This is a genomic window from Paenibacillus vandeheii (genome assembly GCF_030433635.1).
GTDB classification, from domain to species: domain Bacteria; phylum Bacillota; class Bacilli; order Paenibacillales; family Paenibacillaceae; genus Paenibacillus; species Paenibacillus vandeheii.
The window spans coordinates 109,925-125,218 of the sequence record NZ_JAROCD010000003.1; the positions used below are offsets into that span (position 1 = coordinate 109,925).

Consider the following 15,294-nt stretch of genomic DNA (forward strand, 5'->3'; position numbering starts at 1 on the left):
CGGTTCTTTTTTGTAATAAAATAAGAACAATAGCACAAGCCATTTACTAGATTCAAGCATCTAATGATAGAAAAGGATGTGAATACATGAGCGACAATCCGTTTAAGGGATATCGGATTACAAGTTCATTTGGCTACCGAATTCATCCTATTTCTGGCGGACAGACATTTCATCGTGGAATTGATCTCGTCACAGAGCCATGGAATGGGCCCATACATGCATTTATGGACGGGACTGTATGTTTTGCCGCGGAAGGGGCTACAGGCTCAGGATTCGGCGGTTACGGGCTTACGGTTGCGGTACAGGATCACAGGGGTTACTTGCATTGTTATGCCCACCTTTCCCGAATTGCAGTAAAAGTTGGACAGCAAATAAAGCAAGGGCAGCTTCTGGGCAACCAGGGGAGCACGGGTGAAAGTACAGGGCCACATGTGCATTATGAGGTACGCAAATCCAGCACCCCTTCGTATGGATATACGGCCAGTGTGAATGGTGTTGTGGATCCAGGAATCTATTTGCAATCTGAATATAATTTAACTGTGGAAGGAGCGGAGGAGACGCCAATGACGATGGAGGAAAGAGAACGGTTAACAGCGATGGAGAAGATGCTGGAATCCCAGTCGGCCTGGATCCAGCAGCAAAAGAACATTGCCAGTATGGCTTGTCCGTCTTGGGCAGAGGAAGCTTATCGTTATTACCAACCGTTTATAATGAATGAGACGGGCAGTTATGATTTTTGGAGATTGCTGGTTATCATGTATCGTAAGGAAAAGGGGATCAAGGTCTCTTCCGGTTCCTCAGATTAACTACGGATCAGGAGTAAAGGTGAATTTAATTTTCAGGCAAAAGCAGGCAGACAACCATTTATGGAATGTTGCCCGTTCGCCCGGTTCATCTAACCGGAAACGTCATATGTTAGGGTATACCTGATGAAGAGGAGGCAATCACATGAGCGAAGTAGGATATGGCTGTGGCGGCAACGTAGGCGGCGTAGGCGGATACAATATGTTCACAAACACTGGTGCGATCTTGGTACTGTTCATTCTGTTGGTAATCATCACGAAAGCATTCTGCGTTTAATCCGATATGAATTAATCCGAATAAAGGGGAGCCTTAGTGGCTCCCCTTTATTCACATGCATACGAGGTAAACGTTGTATCGGATGTTCTCTTGGATTTGAATTACGCTAACTGCTGCTGCGGATTCCTGACGCTTATTGCTGGCTTACTGGATATAAATTTCAACGATGGCTATATCTCTTTCCTTCGCTAAATCGATAAAGGCTGTAGAGGTCTGAACGAGTGGTCGGAAGTAATCCGCAGGGTTATTCAAAACAATCAGACCAGTTTCGCCGGTTGTGAGCAGAACCCTTTTGCCAATAAAATTGGGTAGCATATGTTTGATGAGTTCCTGTGTGACTTCAGCATTCAACTGACCAAAGCTGAGGCTGTACAATTCGCATAGCACGGAGATAAGTTCCTGCTTGGTCTGATACACCCGATTGGTCGTCATCGCGCTGTACACATCTGCTACAGCCGTTATACGGGCAAATGGATGAATCTCGTCGCCTTTCAGTCCGTAAGGATAGCCACTTCCATCTTCACGCTCATGATGCTGGAGGGCAACGGTTGCAAGAATCTCATCCTGAGTAGATTCCATGACAATCTCATAACCATATAACGTATGTTTCTTCATTTCTTCAAATTCTTCGGGCGTTAATTTGCCTGGCTTATGTAACATTTCAGAAGGAATTTTGGACTTGCCTATATCGTGAAGATATCCTGCTTTGGCTACAGTCAAACATTCCTCAGGGTTGTAGCCCATCCAGCCGGCGATATAAAAAGCGAGCATTCCGACTTGTAAAGAATGATTGTAGGTATAGTCATTATCCCCGTCAAGCATCAGTAGCAAGGAGACAACATCCTTTTGTTTTTCAAGCTGTCCCGTTAGGGTTATCAAAATCTCATCGACCTGAGTCTCATCAATAAAACCCTTCTCCATCGCTTGTTCGAACAGAGATTCTGTACCTTTGATCGTATCGTTAAACAGGTTAGTTAACAGACGGGTTTGATCGGAAGGTAAGGTTTGTGCATCAGAGTGGAGGTCAGATGTTGTATGCTCTACATCTGCGTAATCGATTCCGTGCTGCAGCAGCTTGGCAATATCATCGTCGCTGAGTCTGGAACCTTTCATCAGCATGTGGAGACCCGAACTGTTGTACACATCATTTTTTAGCAGGTCGCCAGGTTTAAGATCAGTAACATGCACTCTCACGTATAAACCACCTTTTCCTCGACTAATATCGACATATATCATTATAATAACAAGAAAAAAATGGGTTGACAACGACTTATTTACTAATTTCATTGCCCGTTCAAAGGGTCGAATGACTAGTTATTTAATTGTCCATGGGGTTCCAGGGTCCTAGTTGATGACCTTTCCACTCGGAACCATCTTCCCATACTTCTTTTTTCCAAATGGGGACATTCTGTTTGAGTCTTTCGATCGCGTAGCGGCTTGCATCGTAGCAGTCACTGCGATGAGGGGAGGAAACGGCAATGACAACGCTGATCTCTGCTACGTCTACCTGCCCAATCCGGTGACTTATCGCACATATCACACCTGGCCAGCGTTCATTGATTTCACTGCCGATAGCCGCCATCTGAGAAAGTGCCATAGGTACATAGGCCTCGTACTCGAGATGAACCGTTCGTTGTTGTCCGGTCATTTCACGGGTGGTGCCAACAAAGGTAAGGGCTGCTCCATGGTTTGCAGTGATGACTAGCTTCGTTGTAGCTTCTACGGACAGTGGGGACTGGGTGATCAGGAATAATCCGTCATCCGTACGATGCTCGGGATGGGCAGAACGCTGTTCGTCACCAGTCAAATGGGTCCCATCTCCTCCCGACACAGGGGGAATTAAGGCGAGTTCGTCCTCGGCCTTGATTATAATATCGGCAGAAGCATACTGTTGGTTTACTGCCAGGAAAGAAACGCGTATTTGATCCGCCGCTTCTGGGTAAGCAAGGCTCAGGTTTTCTTTTAATTGCACAGGAGTTGGATCCGTTCCAGGGTATTCATATTCGAGCAGGGATGTGCCCAGACGTTCAGCGATGCCTGCAAATAGTTGAATTGTCAATTTCATGCGAATAACTCACCTCTTTTTAATCTCTAAACCCTATAAATATATCATAACGACGCGGAAAATGTTATGCTTATCCATTAGAGGAATGTACGTTATATACGATAAGAGGGAGGCGGTGTGATGAGCACCAGGAAGACGCAAACACTAACGATTCTACACACGAATGACATCCATAGTCATTTTGGCTCCATGAGCTCCATCGCCGCCATGATCGGACAGGAGAAGAAAGAGGCCGGAGAGTTTCTGGTAGTAGATATCGGAGATCATATGGACCGGATGGCAGTTGAGACGGAGGGCACTCTGGGGGCGGCTAACGTCGATGTTCTTAATCTGACCGGTTACGATGCCATAACAATCGGGAACAACGAAGGACTAACCTTTACACCCGAACAACTGGCACAGTCTTACTCTGGACTTCTGTGCCCAGTCGTATGTGGAAATGTTGTGGACCAGGCTACGGGCCTGCCACCAGTTTGGATGAAATCCTCTCTCATTCTGGAGAAGGGGCCATTTCGCATCGGTCTGCTTGGTGCTACAGCACCCTTTACCGCTTTTTACGAATTGTTGGGATGGGATGTATTGGAGCCGGTAGAGGCACTGCGTGAGCAAGTTGAAGCTTTGCGTTCTCAGGTGGATGTGATCGTTATTTTGTCCCATCTGGGGCTTTCAACAGATCGCAGACTGGCCGAACAGATCCCGGGCATCGATGTCATTCTGGGCGGACACACACATCATGTATTGGAAGAACCATTAGTCATTGGTCAGACGGTGCTTGGAGCGGCAGGCAAGTTTGGTCAGTGGCTCGGTAAGGTGGTATTGGAGCGAGAATATGGAGCGAATGAACTTGCACTGGTGAGCAGTGGCTGTGTTCCGGTCCAGAACATGATGCTTGAAGAAAGGGTAGCGCTGGCCATAGACACACATCGGACGGAAGCCGAACGGGCGCTTGGCCAGACAGCCGTTATAACGGATAGAACACTCGCCATTGATTATGATCATGAGTCTCCGTTTGCGTCATTGCTTGCCCAGGCAGTTCGTCAGTTCACCGGAGCGCAGTTGTCACTTGTGAACGCCGGGCAGCTTCTTGCAGATCTTCCGCAGGGCAATATTACAAAGGGAATGTTACATTCCCTATGTCCATCTCCCATTAATGCCTGTACAATATGCTTGAATGGAATTCAGATTCGGGAGGCACTGGAGCAGTCGCTGTTGTCAGAGTTCTCACGAAAACCGATTATCGGGTTTGGATTTCGCGGGCATATTTTAGGAACCTTGTGCATGGATGGGATGGACGTGGAGTATGATCCACACGCGCCTCCATACGAGAAGATCCGTGCCATATATATTGATGGTGAACCGATTCGTGATGAACATGAATATGTGGTGGGAACACTCGACATGTTTACGTTCAACGTAGGGTATCCGACCCTTTCTCTTGGAACGGATACAACGTATCGACTTCCTGAATTTATACGTGACCTGCTCGAAACGGAATTGAAAAGGCCAGGGGCGCTGGATGACAGCTTGCGATCCCGTTGGCATGAAATCTAACAAGTACTTGCCTTCTGCTGAAGCGGCGGCTAGTGGAAATTACATCTACGGAGCGGGAGAGGATAGGCTGTGCGTTTAGTACATATAAACCTATTGCAGCCTGGCATGAAGCTGGGGAAACGAATTTATAGTCAAGAGGGTTTGGTTCTGCTTAGTGATGGAGTGGAGCTGACCAGTCGGTTGATTGGACGTCTCAAGGATTTGGGGATCGGCTATGTGTATATTTCGGATGCAGCAACAGAAGATATCATCATTCCGGATATGCTGCAGGAAGAGACCAGGCGCAGAGCGCTGGTCGAGATCAAGCAGCAATTTCAGAGCATGTCCGGGGTGAAAACCAAAAGCCGGATTCCACACTTCGGTAAAGCACTTAGCGGGTTGATGAATGCGATACTGGAGGACATTGGCAGTCAGAAGGAAGCGATGATTATGCTGATGGATATGAACTCCAGTGATTTTGATCTGTATAATCACTCATTGAATGTATGTGTATACACCTTGGTTCTTGGAGTGGCTTCGGGTTATACACGCCAGCAATTAATGGAGATTGGTCTGGGGGCCTTGTTACATGATATTGGAAAAACACAGATTGCCCCAGAAATTCTGCACAAGCCCTCCAGGCTGAGTGATGAGGAATTCAAAATCATACAGCAGCATACTACATATGGACATCGTATTCTCAAAGATGAACCGGGTATACCGCTCCTTGCTGCACATTGCGCTTTACAGCATCATGAACGGATTGATGGCAGCGGATATCCCTTTGGTTTGAAAGACAATGAAATCCATGAATATGCAAAGTGGTTGGCCCTTGCCGACTCTTATGACGCGATGACGACCAATCGGGTGTATCGTCAAGCCTTTCTGCCTCATCAGGCGGTTGAGGTATTATACACGGGTTCAGGGACATTATATGAACAGCGTATGTTAGAAAAATTTCGTGATTGTGTAGCGATCTACCCCTTAGGTATTTCCGTCACGTTGAGTACAGGAGAAATCGGGGTTGTTGCAGCCATCCATTCCCGCGTTCCTCAACGACCACGCATTCGTGTTCTCAAGGACGCAGATGGACAGACCTTAAGCGCACCCTATGAAATTGATCTGTCCACAGCGCTGTCTGTTATGATTACAGGCGTTGAAGGGGTGGAAGACGCTACGCCAGCTTCAGCACGTAATGAAATATTTTGATATCTGACATCTAATGGAGAATGGGTCAGCGCTCATATCGTAACGTCCGGGTCAGCTTGGCCCGGATGTTACGGGGGCGTTTTTTGTCATGTAATGGACAGAGCATGCTCATGCCAGAGCGCAGGAAATTGTGCTATGATAAAAGATAACTCCAAAAAGATGAAGACGGGGTATGTTGTAAATAAAACTTTTTAGGTTAATAAAAGGAATAAGGTGAAGAACAATGACCATGCTAAACTCAGGATCGGTAGAACCGATGCCTTTATCCCCGACTAATGATCCTTGGGATCCGATCGGCTCTTTGCGTACATATGGACGCCATGTGCTGACCAGTGTAGAAATGACCGTAACTCATCTGTGCAATATGCGCTGTGAGCATTGTGCAGTAGGAGATATGTTAACGATGCGCGAAGCACCTGCGCTTCCGTTGCCTTTAATGCTTAAAAGGCTGGATGAGGTGGAGCACCTTCAGACGATCAGTCTGACAGGTGGTGAGCCGAGCTTCAGTCAGAAGACCGTGGATGAGATGATCATTCCGCTGCTTAAATATGCCAAGGATCGGGGGATTCGTACCCAGATCAACTCGAATCTGACGCTGGATATTCGTCGGTACGAGCAGCTTTTGCCATATCTGGACGTTATGCATATCTCATTCAATTATCTGAATGCCGATGACTTTCACCAGGTCGGTTTTGCCAACAGTGGAAGACCCGTAAAGCGTGAAGTAGCGGTGAAGATGTATGAGAAAATGATGGAAAATTCCCGTAAGCTCAGTGAAGCGGGCATGTTTATCTCTGCGGAATCCATGATTAATTTCCGTACCCATGACAAGCTTGAGGGCATTCATCAATTGATCCGTGAGATGGGTTGTGTCCGTCATGAAGTACATCCGATGTATAACTCGAATTTTGCTTCTGCGCTGCCGGTGCTTTCCCTTGATCATATGAGAGCGGCTATTCATCGTTTGTTGGATGTGCGTGACAAGGATATGTGGATGCTGTTTGGTACACTTCCGTTCTTCGCATGCAGTGCAGCAGACCAGGATCGGGAGCTCATTAACCGCTTATATAGCGAGCCCAAGGTAACGGTTCGTAACGATCCCGACGGTCGTAACCGCGTTAACGTCAACATGTTTACCGGAAACGTGTATGTTACCGATTTTGCTGACATCCCGGCGTTTGGCAACATTCGTGACCGGAAGCTGGATGACGTATTCCATGAGTGGTCGGCGGAACATCCTTTGAATCAGACAGTGAACTGTCATTGTGATGCTGCTTCTTGCTGCGGTCCGAATCTGCTCGTGGCAGACATGTATTATAAAGGTGTGGATTTCAAATCGAGAAAAGCAATTACACGTTGATATTCCAGGTGTATTCCTGAAATAGATCAAAAAGGGGAGTTTCGACTTGGGTATTCATACCGAATTTCATCTCGGGCAGTTGGTATTTAATCTGGTCTGTGTGTTTCTGCTCGTATTTTTGAATGGCGTATTTGTCGCAGCGGAATTTTCCCTGGTTAAAGTTAGACAAACACGTCTCACTCAATTACAGAGTGAAGGGAATAAGTTGGCTGGTTATGCACTGAAGGTGAATGGGAAATTGGATGCCTACCTATCGGCTACCCAGTTCGGAATCACGCTGACATCGCTCGGGCTTGGTTGGCTCGGTGAACCGGCCATTTCTGAATTATTGGTCGAACCTCTGATGTTCAAGCTTGGTGTAGCGGATACAGGACTTATATCGACAGTATCCGTCATCATCGGTTTCTGTATCATTACGTTTCTGCACATTGTGCTGGGTGAGCTTGCGCCCAAATCTTTGGCGATTCAAAAAACAGACGGAGTGGCTTTACTGCTATCGGCACCATTGCTGTTATTTTATAAAATCTTCTTCCCGTTCATCTGGGTGCTGAACGCGTCAGCCAATGCACTGCTGCGTTTGGCAGGCATTGAACCTGCCAGCGAAGGGGAGGCCCATTCGGAAGATGAGCTTCGCATTTTGATGAAACAAAGCGCCAAGAGTGGTGTCATTGATAAGGATGAAATCAAACTGATGGATAACATCTTTGATTTCTCCGATATGCTGGCGCGTGAAATTATGCTGCCGCGTACGGATATGGACTGTCTATACACTCATATGTCGCTGGAAGAAAACCTGAAAATTATTAATGCAACGAAGCATTCTCGTTACCCTGTCGCTGTTGAGGATAAGGATGAGATTATCGGATTTATCCACATCACCGATCTACTTCTCGCTGAACCAGACCAGCAGCATGATCTGGCTGCGCTTGTTCGTCCAATTCTGAATGTGCCTGAATCGATGGAGATCAGTCATGTACTTCGTTTAATGCAGAAAAAGCACTCCCAGATGACGCTGGTGGTCGACGAATATGGCGGGACAGCTGGCTTGCTGACTGCCGAAGAGATTTTGGAAGAGATTGTTGGTGATCTGTATGATGAGTTCGAGGACGAACGTCCGCATTTGGAGCGCAGTGGAGAAGCCTTTTCCATCGATGGTCGTTCCCTGATTGAAGAGGTCCATGAATGGACCGGAGCTGTCATTGAGGATGAGGAAGTCGATACGATTGGCGGTTGGCTGTTCAAGGAGCTTGAGGGCAGTCCGGCTAAAGGCAAAACACGGGAACAGAACGGATATGTCTTTGAAGTAGAGGAATCAACTCGTCTGCGGATTACCCGCGTGAAGGTGTACAAGCGACCTGTGCCCGAACAGAACGAGATTAATGCCGGAGAACAGGAGCAACATTCCGATCAGGATGAGTTGGATCGTCATACGGACTAGGGATTCTTGGATTATACATGGCTGTAATTTGCCGCGATAGAACAGATTGACCTTCGGAGACGCCCAGTGGGGTGGGTGAGCCGAGGGTCTTTTTTTTGCGTTAAGCTGAATTTGGGATTAACTTGGGAGATCGCGACATATGGTTATAGAGACGGAAAATGAATGCTTTTAATACTTGCGATGTGCATGCACCAAATCCGTGATAAAGGAGGCGCTGTTTTGTGAAAGATCCACAGCTTCGTGCTTATGCTCCTTTTATAGGGCCTTTTGATCCTTGTCCACCGAAAGAGATTCGAACGTATCTGGTTCCTCCGCAATTATTTATCCCTTTTCAGCCGATGGGCTGGCCGCAGTACAGTCCGGCAGAAGCCTTAAGAATCGGAACGTTGTGGCCTGCTTTGTACAGTCCATATACACCTGCGAGATCGAAGGGGAGGAAGGTGGAAGCGGATGGAACCTGAAGCACCGAAAGTCTGTGATGCAAAATACTATGAGCTGTTGGAGGAACTCCAGGCCTTGGATTTTGTATTGGTTGAGCTGAACCTGTATCTGGACACCCATCCGGGTGACTATCAGAGCATTGAGCAGTATAACAAATTCAGCCAGGAGCGCATGAGAGTGGCGCATGAGTTTCAGCAATTGTACGGACCGCTGATGAACTTTGGTCATGCGTTCTCCAAATATCCTTGGGAGTGGTCCCAGACACCATGGCCTTGGCAAGTGTGAGATAACAGCCCTGAGCTTCCTTGCAAACTATCCTGACGGGAGCTCGGGGAAACGTAAGCAGGTTGATTTAAATTCTAAAGGGGGCGTCTGTATGTGGGTGTATGAGAAAAAACTGCAATATCCCGTTCGGGTTAGCAAATGTGATCCTCACATGGCAAAATTGCTGGCGGAACAATATGGGGGCGCAGACGGGGAACTGGCGGCTGCCTTGCGGTATTTGAACCAGCGGTATACGATTCCGGACAAGATTATCGGGCTATTGAATGATATCGGTACGGAGGAATTTGCACATCTTGAGATGATTGCCACGATGATCTACAAGCTAACAAAGGATGCCTCGGTGGAACAGCTGGAAGAAGCGGGACTTGGGCCGAACTATGCACAGCGTGATTCTGCCCTGTTTTATACGAATTCTTCGGGTGTACCTTTCACCGCAACTTATATTCAAGCGAAGGGAGATCCCATTGCTGATTTGTACGAGGATATTGCTGCGGAAGAGAAGGCACGGGCTACATATCAATGGTTGATCGATCTGACGGATGACGTGGATCTCCAGGATAGTCTGAAGTTTCTGAGGGAACGGGAGATTGTGCATTCCTTGCGTTTCCGGGAGGCGGTAGAGATTCTGAAGGATGATCGGGAGACGAAGAAAATTTTCTGAGAAGGACCACATATCGTTCTTATTGCCGTTCTCTGCCTAGAGGGCGGTTTTTGTTATGGATCTGATCTGTTTTATTTTCGTGAAAGTCACCATTCCAGAGCATTACAAAAAAAGCAGGACAATCCTTTTTGGGTACAAAAGGTCTGCCCAGCTTCTTTGAATTCGGTGTATCATGCTCTCAGTATTCAACAACCATGGCAACATTTTGCCACCCAGCGCCGACGGTCCAGAACAAAACTTTATCACCACGCTGAATTTGGCCGGATGTAATGGCTCGATGCAATGCAATAAATGGACTGCTGGTTGAGGTGTACCCGAACTCGTCTCCGATGTAGACGGCAATATCTTCTCCAATGCCAATGTTCTCGGATACAGCACGTATGTTGCCAATGGATAATTGGGAGAAACAAGCTGCTTTGATCTCGTCTGCTCCGATCTCGTTACGACTCAGCAGAGTGCGAATCGATTCAGAAGCAGCCCCTACACAGATGGAATCATCAAACGGTATGAATTTTACATGGAAGGCGCCTGCGTCAACACCGGTTTGGCCCAGTTTTGCAAGACCTTGTGCCGGGAAGAGGGAATTGCCGTATACGCAGGTATCGGTCTGATAAATTGAGTCAATAAAACCGACAGCCTGCTCGTCCCGTTCAACAATGACAGCTGCTGCTGCGTCCCCGAAGTTCGCGAAGTATACAGGATCGTCGGGACTTGCGTGAGGAGCGACGTAATCCGAGCCAATAATCAAAGCACGGCGAATTCTGGGATTACCCAGCATCTGACGGCTAACTTGTTCAAAGGCTGCGGTCATGCCAGCACAGTTGGCATTGCTGTCAATACAAATCGTATGGGATGCCCCGTTAATCAGGCGATGAATCATTAAGGAATTCGTAGGAAAGATGTATTCCGGCGTTTGACTTGCATAAGCAATCAGATCGATATCGGCACCGGTAAGTCCGGTCTTCTCGAGCAGATTACTGGCGGCCTCAAAGGCCATGCTTAGTGAGTTTTCATCATCGTTGTCAATTTTGTAACGTGTATCACGTCCAAGTGCCTTTAACAGTCCCCGAATATCTACACCTCTTGCATCAAAATGTTCAATGTAAAAGTCATTGCCCACCTTATGCGTTGGATGATAGATATCGATATCTACAATACGAATTCCAGCCATCTTCATTCTCCTCCTGAGCGGATGGGTGAACCCTCAGCTTGTCCGCCTGGTTTATTAGGTCGTAACCGTGGAGATGATCTCAAGGTTGTCCAATCCGACAGACCGTCCAAGACGGGCCAGCTGCATTTTCAGAATGGCATTATTCTCAAGCGTCAGCACCACTTTTTTATATTCATCTTTTTTGAACATCTGCAGGCAGCCCTCAAGAAGAGGCACAATTTCCGGAGCGGTAACATTCAACTTTTTGCAATCGATAGTCAGGTCATAGTCCTTGGTGTTAATCGGAGCGATTGTATCCTGGTATGCCGAGATGGAACGTAAACCGTCTTCTTGAGAGAAAGAGCCCTCCAGTTCAATGTTTAACACCTTGTTCGGAACGTCAGTTTTCAGTATAAAACTTCCCATGATTGTTCTCTCTCCTTTAAATAAATAAGTTAAGGCTATCCTGCTAATCAAGACGTAGGCCTCAAGGCCCTCGCTGACTGCTTCTGAGATGTAGACTGATTGGGAGGATAATTTAACCATATTATAAAGGTAGGGATGTAAAAAGATCAATAAAAAAGTCGAATCGTGTATAAAAATGTAGAAGAGTGAATTATTGGATTTCATCCAGTGTAGCAAGCAATATATTAAAAGCACTGATGATCCGCGGAGCACCAACACATGGTGCCAGATGCAACAGAATTCCTTTCAGCTGATCCACGGTTACACCGACACTTAGTGCCATCGTATAATGAACCCCCAATTGCTCATACTGCCCCTGGGAGATCAGTGAAGAGATAATGGCGACTTCCTTCCATTGATCGGTAATGGTTGTGCGCTGAAAAATATCCCCGTAAGCTGTTCCCATAATAAACTCGGCGAGCTCAGGAAACTGATCCTTTATCGGTGCCAGTGCTTTGGCACCAAATTCACCGGAAAGCATTGCAAAACGCTCCAATCCTTGAGTCACTTGTTCACTCATGCTATGTTCCTCCTAATTCAAAGTCACGGTACGATGTGCCGTGGGTGGAATCTCATCGCGATCGGTAAGAAGCTCAATTACGGTAACCTGGTTCAGCTGCTGCGCGGTCTGGAGAGCAGAGACGAATTCGGCTCGAGTTTCCGCTCGAAAGGCAACAGCACCAAGGGATTCAGCGAATTTCGATGCATCCATGGGCACTTCATATAAGGTGCCATCAATTCGGCCAGTTGTTTTTTCCATACCTTTGAGTGCCATATCCAGTTGTTTATTGTTCACTACGATGAAGATGACGGGCAGATTGTTGCATACAGCGGTGTTAATCTCGGTTCCCAGCATCATGAAGCATCCGTCACCTGTAATGCATACAATGGTTTCTTCCGGTGCGGCAGTCTTGGCGCCAATGGCCATGCCGATGGCATTGCCCATGCAGGCAAAATAGGCGTCAAACACAAAGCTGCCAGGTTTCTTGACTTTATATCGTTGAACCGCATGGAAACCATGACTGCCATCATCCACAAACAGCTTATGATCATAGGGAAGCAATTCACTCATTTCTTCCAGCACGGAAGCTAGGGACAGGTTCGGCAGATCCGGGAGAGGTACGGTGTAATTAACCGTTGTCGTTCCTTTTGGGAGAACAGGTTGTTCTGTCAGTGTACTGAGCAAAAACTGCAGGTTGTCCTTCAAGTCGCCAGTGATATGTAAGGTTGGAGCATGAAGTATTTTACCAATGAATGCAGGATCGGTGTCGAATTGGATTAAATGTGCAGGGTGGTTTTCCGGCTTCAAATTACAGATCGTCATATCGCTCAGACGTGAACCGAGTACGATGTAGAGATCACTCTGATTCAGCAGCTCATCTGCATGAGGGAAGCCGCCAACACCGCAAGGGCCGTGGTAAAGGGGATGATCCCAAGCAATGGCACCTTTTCCTCCGGGAGAAGTAATGACAGGAATATGGAAATGTTCGGCCAAATGGAGCAATTCATCATGGGCTCTGGAGCGATTGACGCCTTTACCTGCAATAATTAAAGGATGACTGGACTGTTGAAGCAAGGGGAGGACATGATTCAGGTTGGATACGCTAATCAGGGGTTCAGGCTCCGGGATTACAACCCGGAAGTCAGCGAGCTGTTCGGTTTGTACATCAAACGGAAGACAGAGATGGACCGGACCTTTATTGGGACCGAGTGCAATGGAAAGGGCATGATTCAATATGGTGCTGAAATGATCGCTACGCTCTACCAGTTTGCTGAACAACGTGGCAGGACGGAACATCTCGGCGAGATCGGCCAAGTAGGAAGAGGAGTCCTGACATTGCGGAAGCCCCAGTTCCTGAATGGACTGATGACCCGTAATAAACAGGACAGGCAGGTTGTTGGCCTTGGCATGTGCTGCGGCGGTGAGCAAGTTGGTTCCGCCCGGACCTGAAGTGGCAAAGGCCACACCCAGTTTCCCGGTTTGGAGGGCATAGCCCGAAGCGGCAAAGCCTGAACTGGATTCATGGCGACCTGGAATGAACTCCAAGCCGTAATCAACCATTTTCAGGACAGCAGGGCATATGGATTTTCCGATAATACCAAAGACATGAGTAACGCCTAAATTACGCAGAGCTTCTGCCAAATAGTCCGCAACTGTTCTCATGCGGGACACCTCGCTTCACAAAATAGGTTTTTGGACCCACAGGTCAAGTTCCATTTTTGGAGTGTATGTCATCGTCTAAGGTTGTGAAAGGAAATCAATCCTTGTTTATAGGAAGAGTAGCTTTTTTTGTGGTTTTTTGTCAACTCCTTTTATGAGTATAAGTTCCTGATTCTTAGGTTGGAAACGCTTAATGCTATATCCTATAAGAAAAAATAAATTGGTTATATATTCCTGCAACAAATGAACTAGAAACGATAAATATAGAATAAAATGTAAAATATTATAGAATGTGATAGATTCAAATTGTGTAGATCCATTGAGAATCGTGCATTTCCCATTTCGTATCCGTGTAAGGATTGGCAATGTTAAGCTTTCTGTTTATACTGAATTCGATTGGAGTGAGTTGGATGACAACGATAAAAATGGCTGTAATTGGATTGGGCAAAATGGGATTACATATGATACATCAGGCGACACAGGCAGAACTAACCGAAAAAGTAGAGATTGTAGCGGTGTGTGATTCCAATGAGGAAAATTTGGCATCGCTTGCTTCCTCTCATCCTGAGACGAAGAGGTATACGGATTTTAAGCAATTGCTCGACACACATGCGGTTGATCTTCTGTACATTGCAGTTCCGCCTAAATATCATTATCCCGTCGTTATGGACGCGTTAGAGCGCAAGATTCATGTGTTCTGTGAGAAACCACTGGCGAACAGTGTGGAGGAAGCGAGAGCGATGCTGGAGGCAGCCGAGAAGGCCGGTGTAGTACACGCAATCCATTTCTCTATGCCACATGAACCGTCAGTAGTGAAACTGCAAGAGTTGATTCAGCAGGAAACAATTGGCGAGATTCGCAAAATCGATCTGATCCTGCAATTCCCTCAGTGGCCTCGAGCGTGGCAGCAAAATGCCTGGATTACGAGTCGGGAGCAGGGCGGATTTATTCTTGAAGTGGGAATTCATTGGATTCATATGATCCAAAAGGTGTTTGGTTCTATACGCGTGATTAACAGTCAGGTTCAATTTCCTCCAAATACAGGGGAAAGTGAACATGAAGTTCAAGCCGCGATGGAGCTGGAGGATGGAACACGAATCCAGTTAAACGGCATTGCACATTTTGCAGGTGAAGAGCGTGTATCCATGGTGGTTTACGGTACAGAAGGAACAATTGCTTTGGAGAACTGGGATCAACTATCGAGTGGACGCATCGGAGAGCCACTTGTTCCTGTCGAAGTAGAAGAATCCTTAAGCCAGCTACCTGTATTGAAACACGTCATTGCCCGTATTCAGGGTCAGCCTGCCAAAATATACGATTTCAACGATGGCTATCATGCACAGCTTGTGCTTGAAGCGCTGCGTAATCCAGAAAATCCAGATCTATCCTAATCCACAATGGTGCCGGGTTAGAAACGGAATCGAGTTCAATTTCCTTCCTTTTGACAAA

General features: G+C 46.9%; 16 protein-coding genes. 10 read left to right on the forward strand and 6 right to left on the reverse strand.

All coding sequences use genetic code 11. The features are described 5' to 3' along the window. Positions 1-86 precede the first annotated feature (86 nt). Both P5G61_RS06035 and P5G61_RS06040 read left to right on the forward strand, forming a co-directional pair. A complete protein-coding gene (locus tag P5G61_RS06035) occupies positions 87-806 on the forward strand; it encodes a M23 family metallopeptidase (RefSeq protein WP_301245445.1) in 720 nt (239 codons plus the stop codon). Positions 807-948: 142 nt separating this feature from the next. Continuing rightward, positions 949-1,080 carry a YjcZ family sporulation protein gene (locus P5G61_RS06040; RefSeq protein WP_208642727.1) on the forward strand — a complete coding sequence of 44 codons (132 nt, stop codon included), beginning with the start codon at positions 949-951 and terminating at the stop codon, positions 1,078-1,080. A 144-nt stretch (positions 1,081-1,224) separates the two neighbouring features. On the opposite strand, the gene P5G61_RS06045 is transcribed toward P5G61_RS06040, so the two are convergent. Together P5G61_RS06045 and P5G61_RS06050 are read right to left on the reverse strand one after the other, a co-directional pair. Then, the gene (locus tag P5G61_RS06045; protein WP_024629100.1) at positions 1,225-2,274 is read right to left on the reverse strand and encodes an HD-GYP domain-containing protein; all 1,050 of its coding nucleotides are present in this window, start codon (positions 2,272-2,274) and stop codon (positions 1,225-1,227) included. Between the two features lie 124 nt (positions 2,275-2,398). After that, complete coding sequence (locus tag P5G61_RS06050; protein ID WP_301245449.1) at positions 2,399-3,145, reverse strand: molybdenum cofactor biosynthesis protein; 747 nt, start codon at positions 3,143-3,145, stop codon at positions 2,399-2,401. Between the two features lie 120 nt (positions 3,146-3,265). Here P5G61_RS06050 and P5G61_RS06055 point away from each other — a divergent pair, with 120 nt between their 5' ends. The 7 genes from P5G61_RS06055 (at position 3,266) to P5G61_RS06085 (ending at position 10,069) form a co-directional block, all read left to right on the forward strand. Beyond that, entirely contained in the window at positions 3,266-4,696 is a 1,431-nt protein-coding gene (locus P5G61_RS06055) for a bifunctional metallophosphatase/5'-nucleotidase (protein WP_301245451.1), read from the forward strand. 69 nt (positions 4,697-4,765) lie between these two features. Beyond that, positions 4,766-5,884 (forward strand): HD-GYP domain-containing protein, encoded by a 1,119-nt coding sequence (locus P5G61_RS06060; RefSeq protein ID WP_301245453.1) that lies wholly within the window; start codon positions 4,766-4,768, stop codon positions 5,882-5,884. Between the two features lie 223 nt (positions 5,885-6,107). Beyond that, positions 6,108-7,244, forward strand: coding sequence for a radical SAM/CxCxxxxC motif protein YfkAB (gene yfkAB, locus P5G61_RS06065; protein WP_301245455.1), 1,137 nt, complete (start codon positions 6,108-6,110; stop codon positions 7,242-7,244). Positions 7,245-7,296: 52 nt separating this feature from the next. Beyond that, positions 7,297-8,682 (forward strand): hemolysin family protein, encoded by a 1,386-nt coding sequence (locus P5G61_RS06070; protein ID WP_435874078.1) that lies wholly within the window; start codon positions 7,297-7,299, stop codon positions 8,680-8,682. A 221-nt stretch (positions 8,683-8,903) separates the two neighbouring features. Continuing rightward, positions 8,904-9,143 carry a spore coat associated protein CotJA gene (locus tag P5G61_RS06075; RefSeq protein WP_192265667.1) on the forward strand — a complete coding sequence of 80 codons (240 nt, stop codon included), beginning with the start codon at positions 8,904-8,906 and terminating at the stop codon, positions 9,141-9,143. Then, positions 9,133-9,408 (forward strand): spore coat protein CotJB, encoded by a 276-nt coding sequence (locus P5G61_RS06080; RefSeq protein ID WP_301245462.1) that lies wholly within the window; start codon positions 9,133-9,135, stop codon positions 9,406-9,408. The genes P5G61_RS06075 and P5G61_RS06080 overlap by 11 nt, the downstream gene beginning before the upstream one ends. 91 nt (positions 9,409-9,499) lie before the next feature. Next, entirely contained in the window at positions 9,500-10,069 is a 570-nt protein-coding gene (locus tag P5G61_RS06085; protein ID WP_062319978.1) for a manganese catalase family protein, read from the forward strand. A gap of 178 nt (positions 10,070-10,247) precedes the next feature. Here P5G61_RS06085 and P5G61_RS06090 read toward each other — a convergent pair whose 3' ends face one another. The 4 genes from P5G61_RS06090 to P5G61_RS06105 form a co-directional block, all read right to left on the reverse strand. Further along, the gene (locus tag P5G61_RS06090) at positions 10,248-11,240 is read right to left on the reverse strand and encodes a 3-oxoacyl-[acyl-carrier-protein] synthase III C-terminal domain-containing protein (protein ID WP_079345949.1); all 993 of its coding nucleotides are present in this window, start codon (positions 11,238-11,240) and stop codon (positions 10,248-10,250) included. Positions 11,241-11,294: 54 nt separating this feature from the next. Then, the gene (locus P5G61_RS06095; RefSeq protein WP_301245467.1) at positions 11,295-11,645 is read right to left on the reverse strand and encodes a hypothetical protein; all 351 of its coding nucleotides are present in this window, start codon (positions 11,643-11,645) and stop codon (positions 11,295-11,297) included. 190 nt (positions 11,646-11,835) lie between these two features. Further along, entirely contained in the window at positions 11,836-12,204 is a 369-nt protein-coding gene (locus P5G61_RS06100; RefSeq protein WP_301245469.1) for a carboxymuconolactone decarboxylase family protein, read from the reverse strand. Between the two features lie 12 nt (positions 12,205-12,216). Continuing rightward, positions 12,217-13,848: a thiamine pyrophosphate-binding protein gene (locus P5G61_RS06105; RefSeq protein ID WP_301245471.1), complete on the reverse strand. Its 1,632-nt coding sequence runs from the start codon at positions 13,846-13,848 to the stop codon at positions 12,217-12,219. Positions 13,849-14,255: 407 nt separating this feature from the next. Between P5G61_RS06105 and P5G61_RS06110 the strand changes: the two genes are divergently transcribed. Continuing rightward, a complete protein-coding gene (locus P5G61_RS06110) occupies positions 14,256-15,236 on the forward strand; it encodes a Gfo/Idh/MocA family protein (RefSeq protein ID WP_301245473.1) in 981 nt (326 codons plus the stop codon). Positions 15,237-15,294: the final 58 nt, after the last annotated feature.

Excerpts from the sequence above, each read along its gene's own strand:
- P5G61_RS06040 (WP_208642727.1), top strand. The coding sequence starts at position 949 with ATGAGCGAAGTAGGATATGGCTGTGGCGGCAACGTAGGCGGCGTAGGC.
- P5G61_RS06080 (WP_301245462.1), top strand. The coding sequence starts at position 9,133 with ATGGAACCTGAAGCACCGAAAGTCTGTGATGCAAAATACTATGAGCTG.
- P5G61_RS06085 (WP_062319978.1), top strand. The coding sequence starts at position 9,500 with ATGTGGGTGTATGAGAAAAAACTGCAATATCCCGTTCGGGTTAGCAAA.
- P5G61_RS06095 (WP_301245467.1), bottom strand. The coding sequence starts at position 11,645 with ATGGGAAGTTTTATACTGAAAACTGACGTTCCGAACAAGGTGTTAAAC.
- P5G61_RS06035 (WP_301245445.1), top strand. The coding sequence starts at position 87 with ATGAGCGACAATCCGTTTAAGGGATATCGGATTACAAGTTCATTTGGC.
- P5G61_RS06050 (WP_301245449.1), bottom strand. The coding sequence starts at position 3,145 with ATGAAATTGACAATTCAACTATTTGCAGGCATCGCTGAACGTCTGGGC.
- P5G61_RS06110 (WP_301245473.1), top strand. The coding sequence starts at position 14,256 with ATGACAACGATAAAAATGGCTGTAATTGGATTGGGCAAAATGGGATTA.
- yfkAB (WP_301245455.1), top strand. The coding sequence starts at position 6,108 with ATGACCATGCTAAACTCAGGATCGGTAGAACCGATGCCTTTATCCCCG.
- P5G61_RS06090 (WP_079345949.1), bottom strand. The coding sequence starts at position 11,240 with ATGGCTGGAATTCGTATTGTAGATATCGATATCTATCATCCAACGCAT.
- P5G61_RS06100 (WP_301245469.1), bottom strand. The coding sequence starts at position 12,204 with ATGAGTGAACAAGTGACTCAAGGATTGGAGCGTTTTGCAATGCTTTCC.
- P5G61_RS06105 (WP_301245471.1), bottom strand. The coding sequence starts at position 13,848 with ATGAGAACAGTTGCGGACTATTTGGCAGAAGCTCTGCGTAATTTAGGC.
- P5G61_RS06055 (WP_301245451.1), top strand. The coding sequence starts at position 3,266 with ATGAGCACCAGGAAGACGCAAACACTAACGATTCTACACACGAATGAC.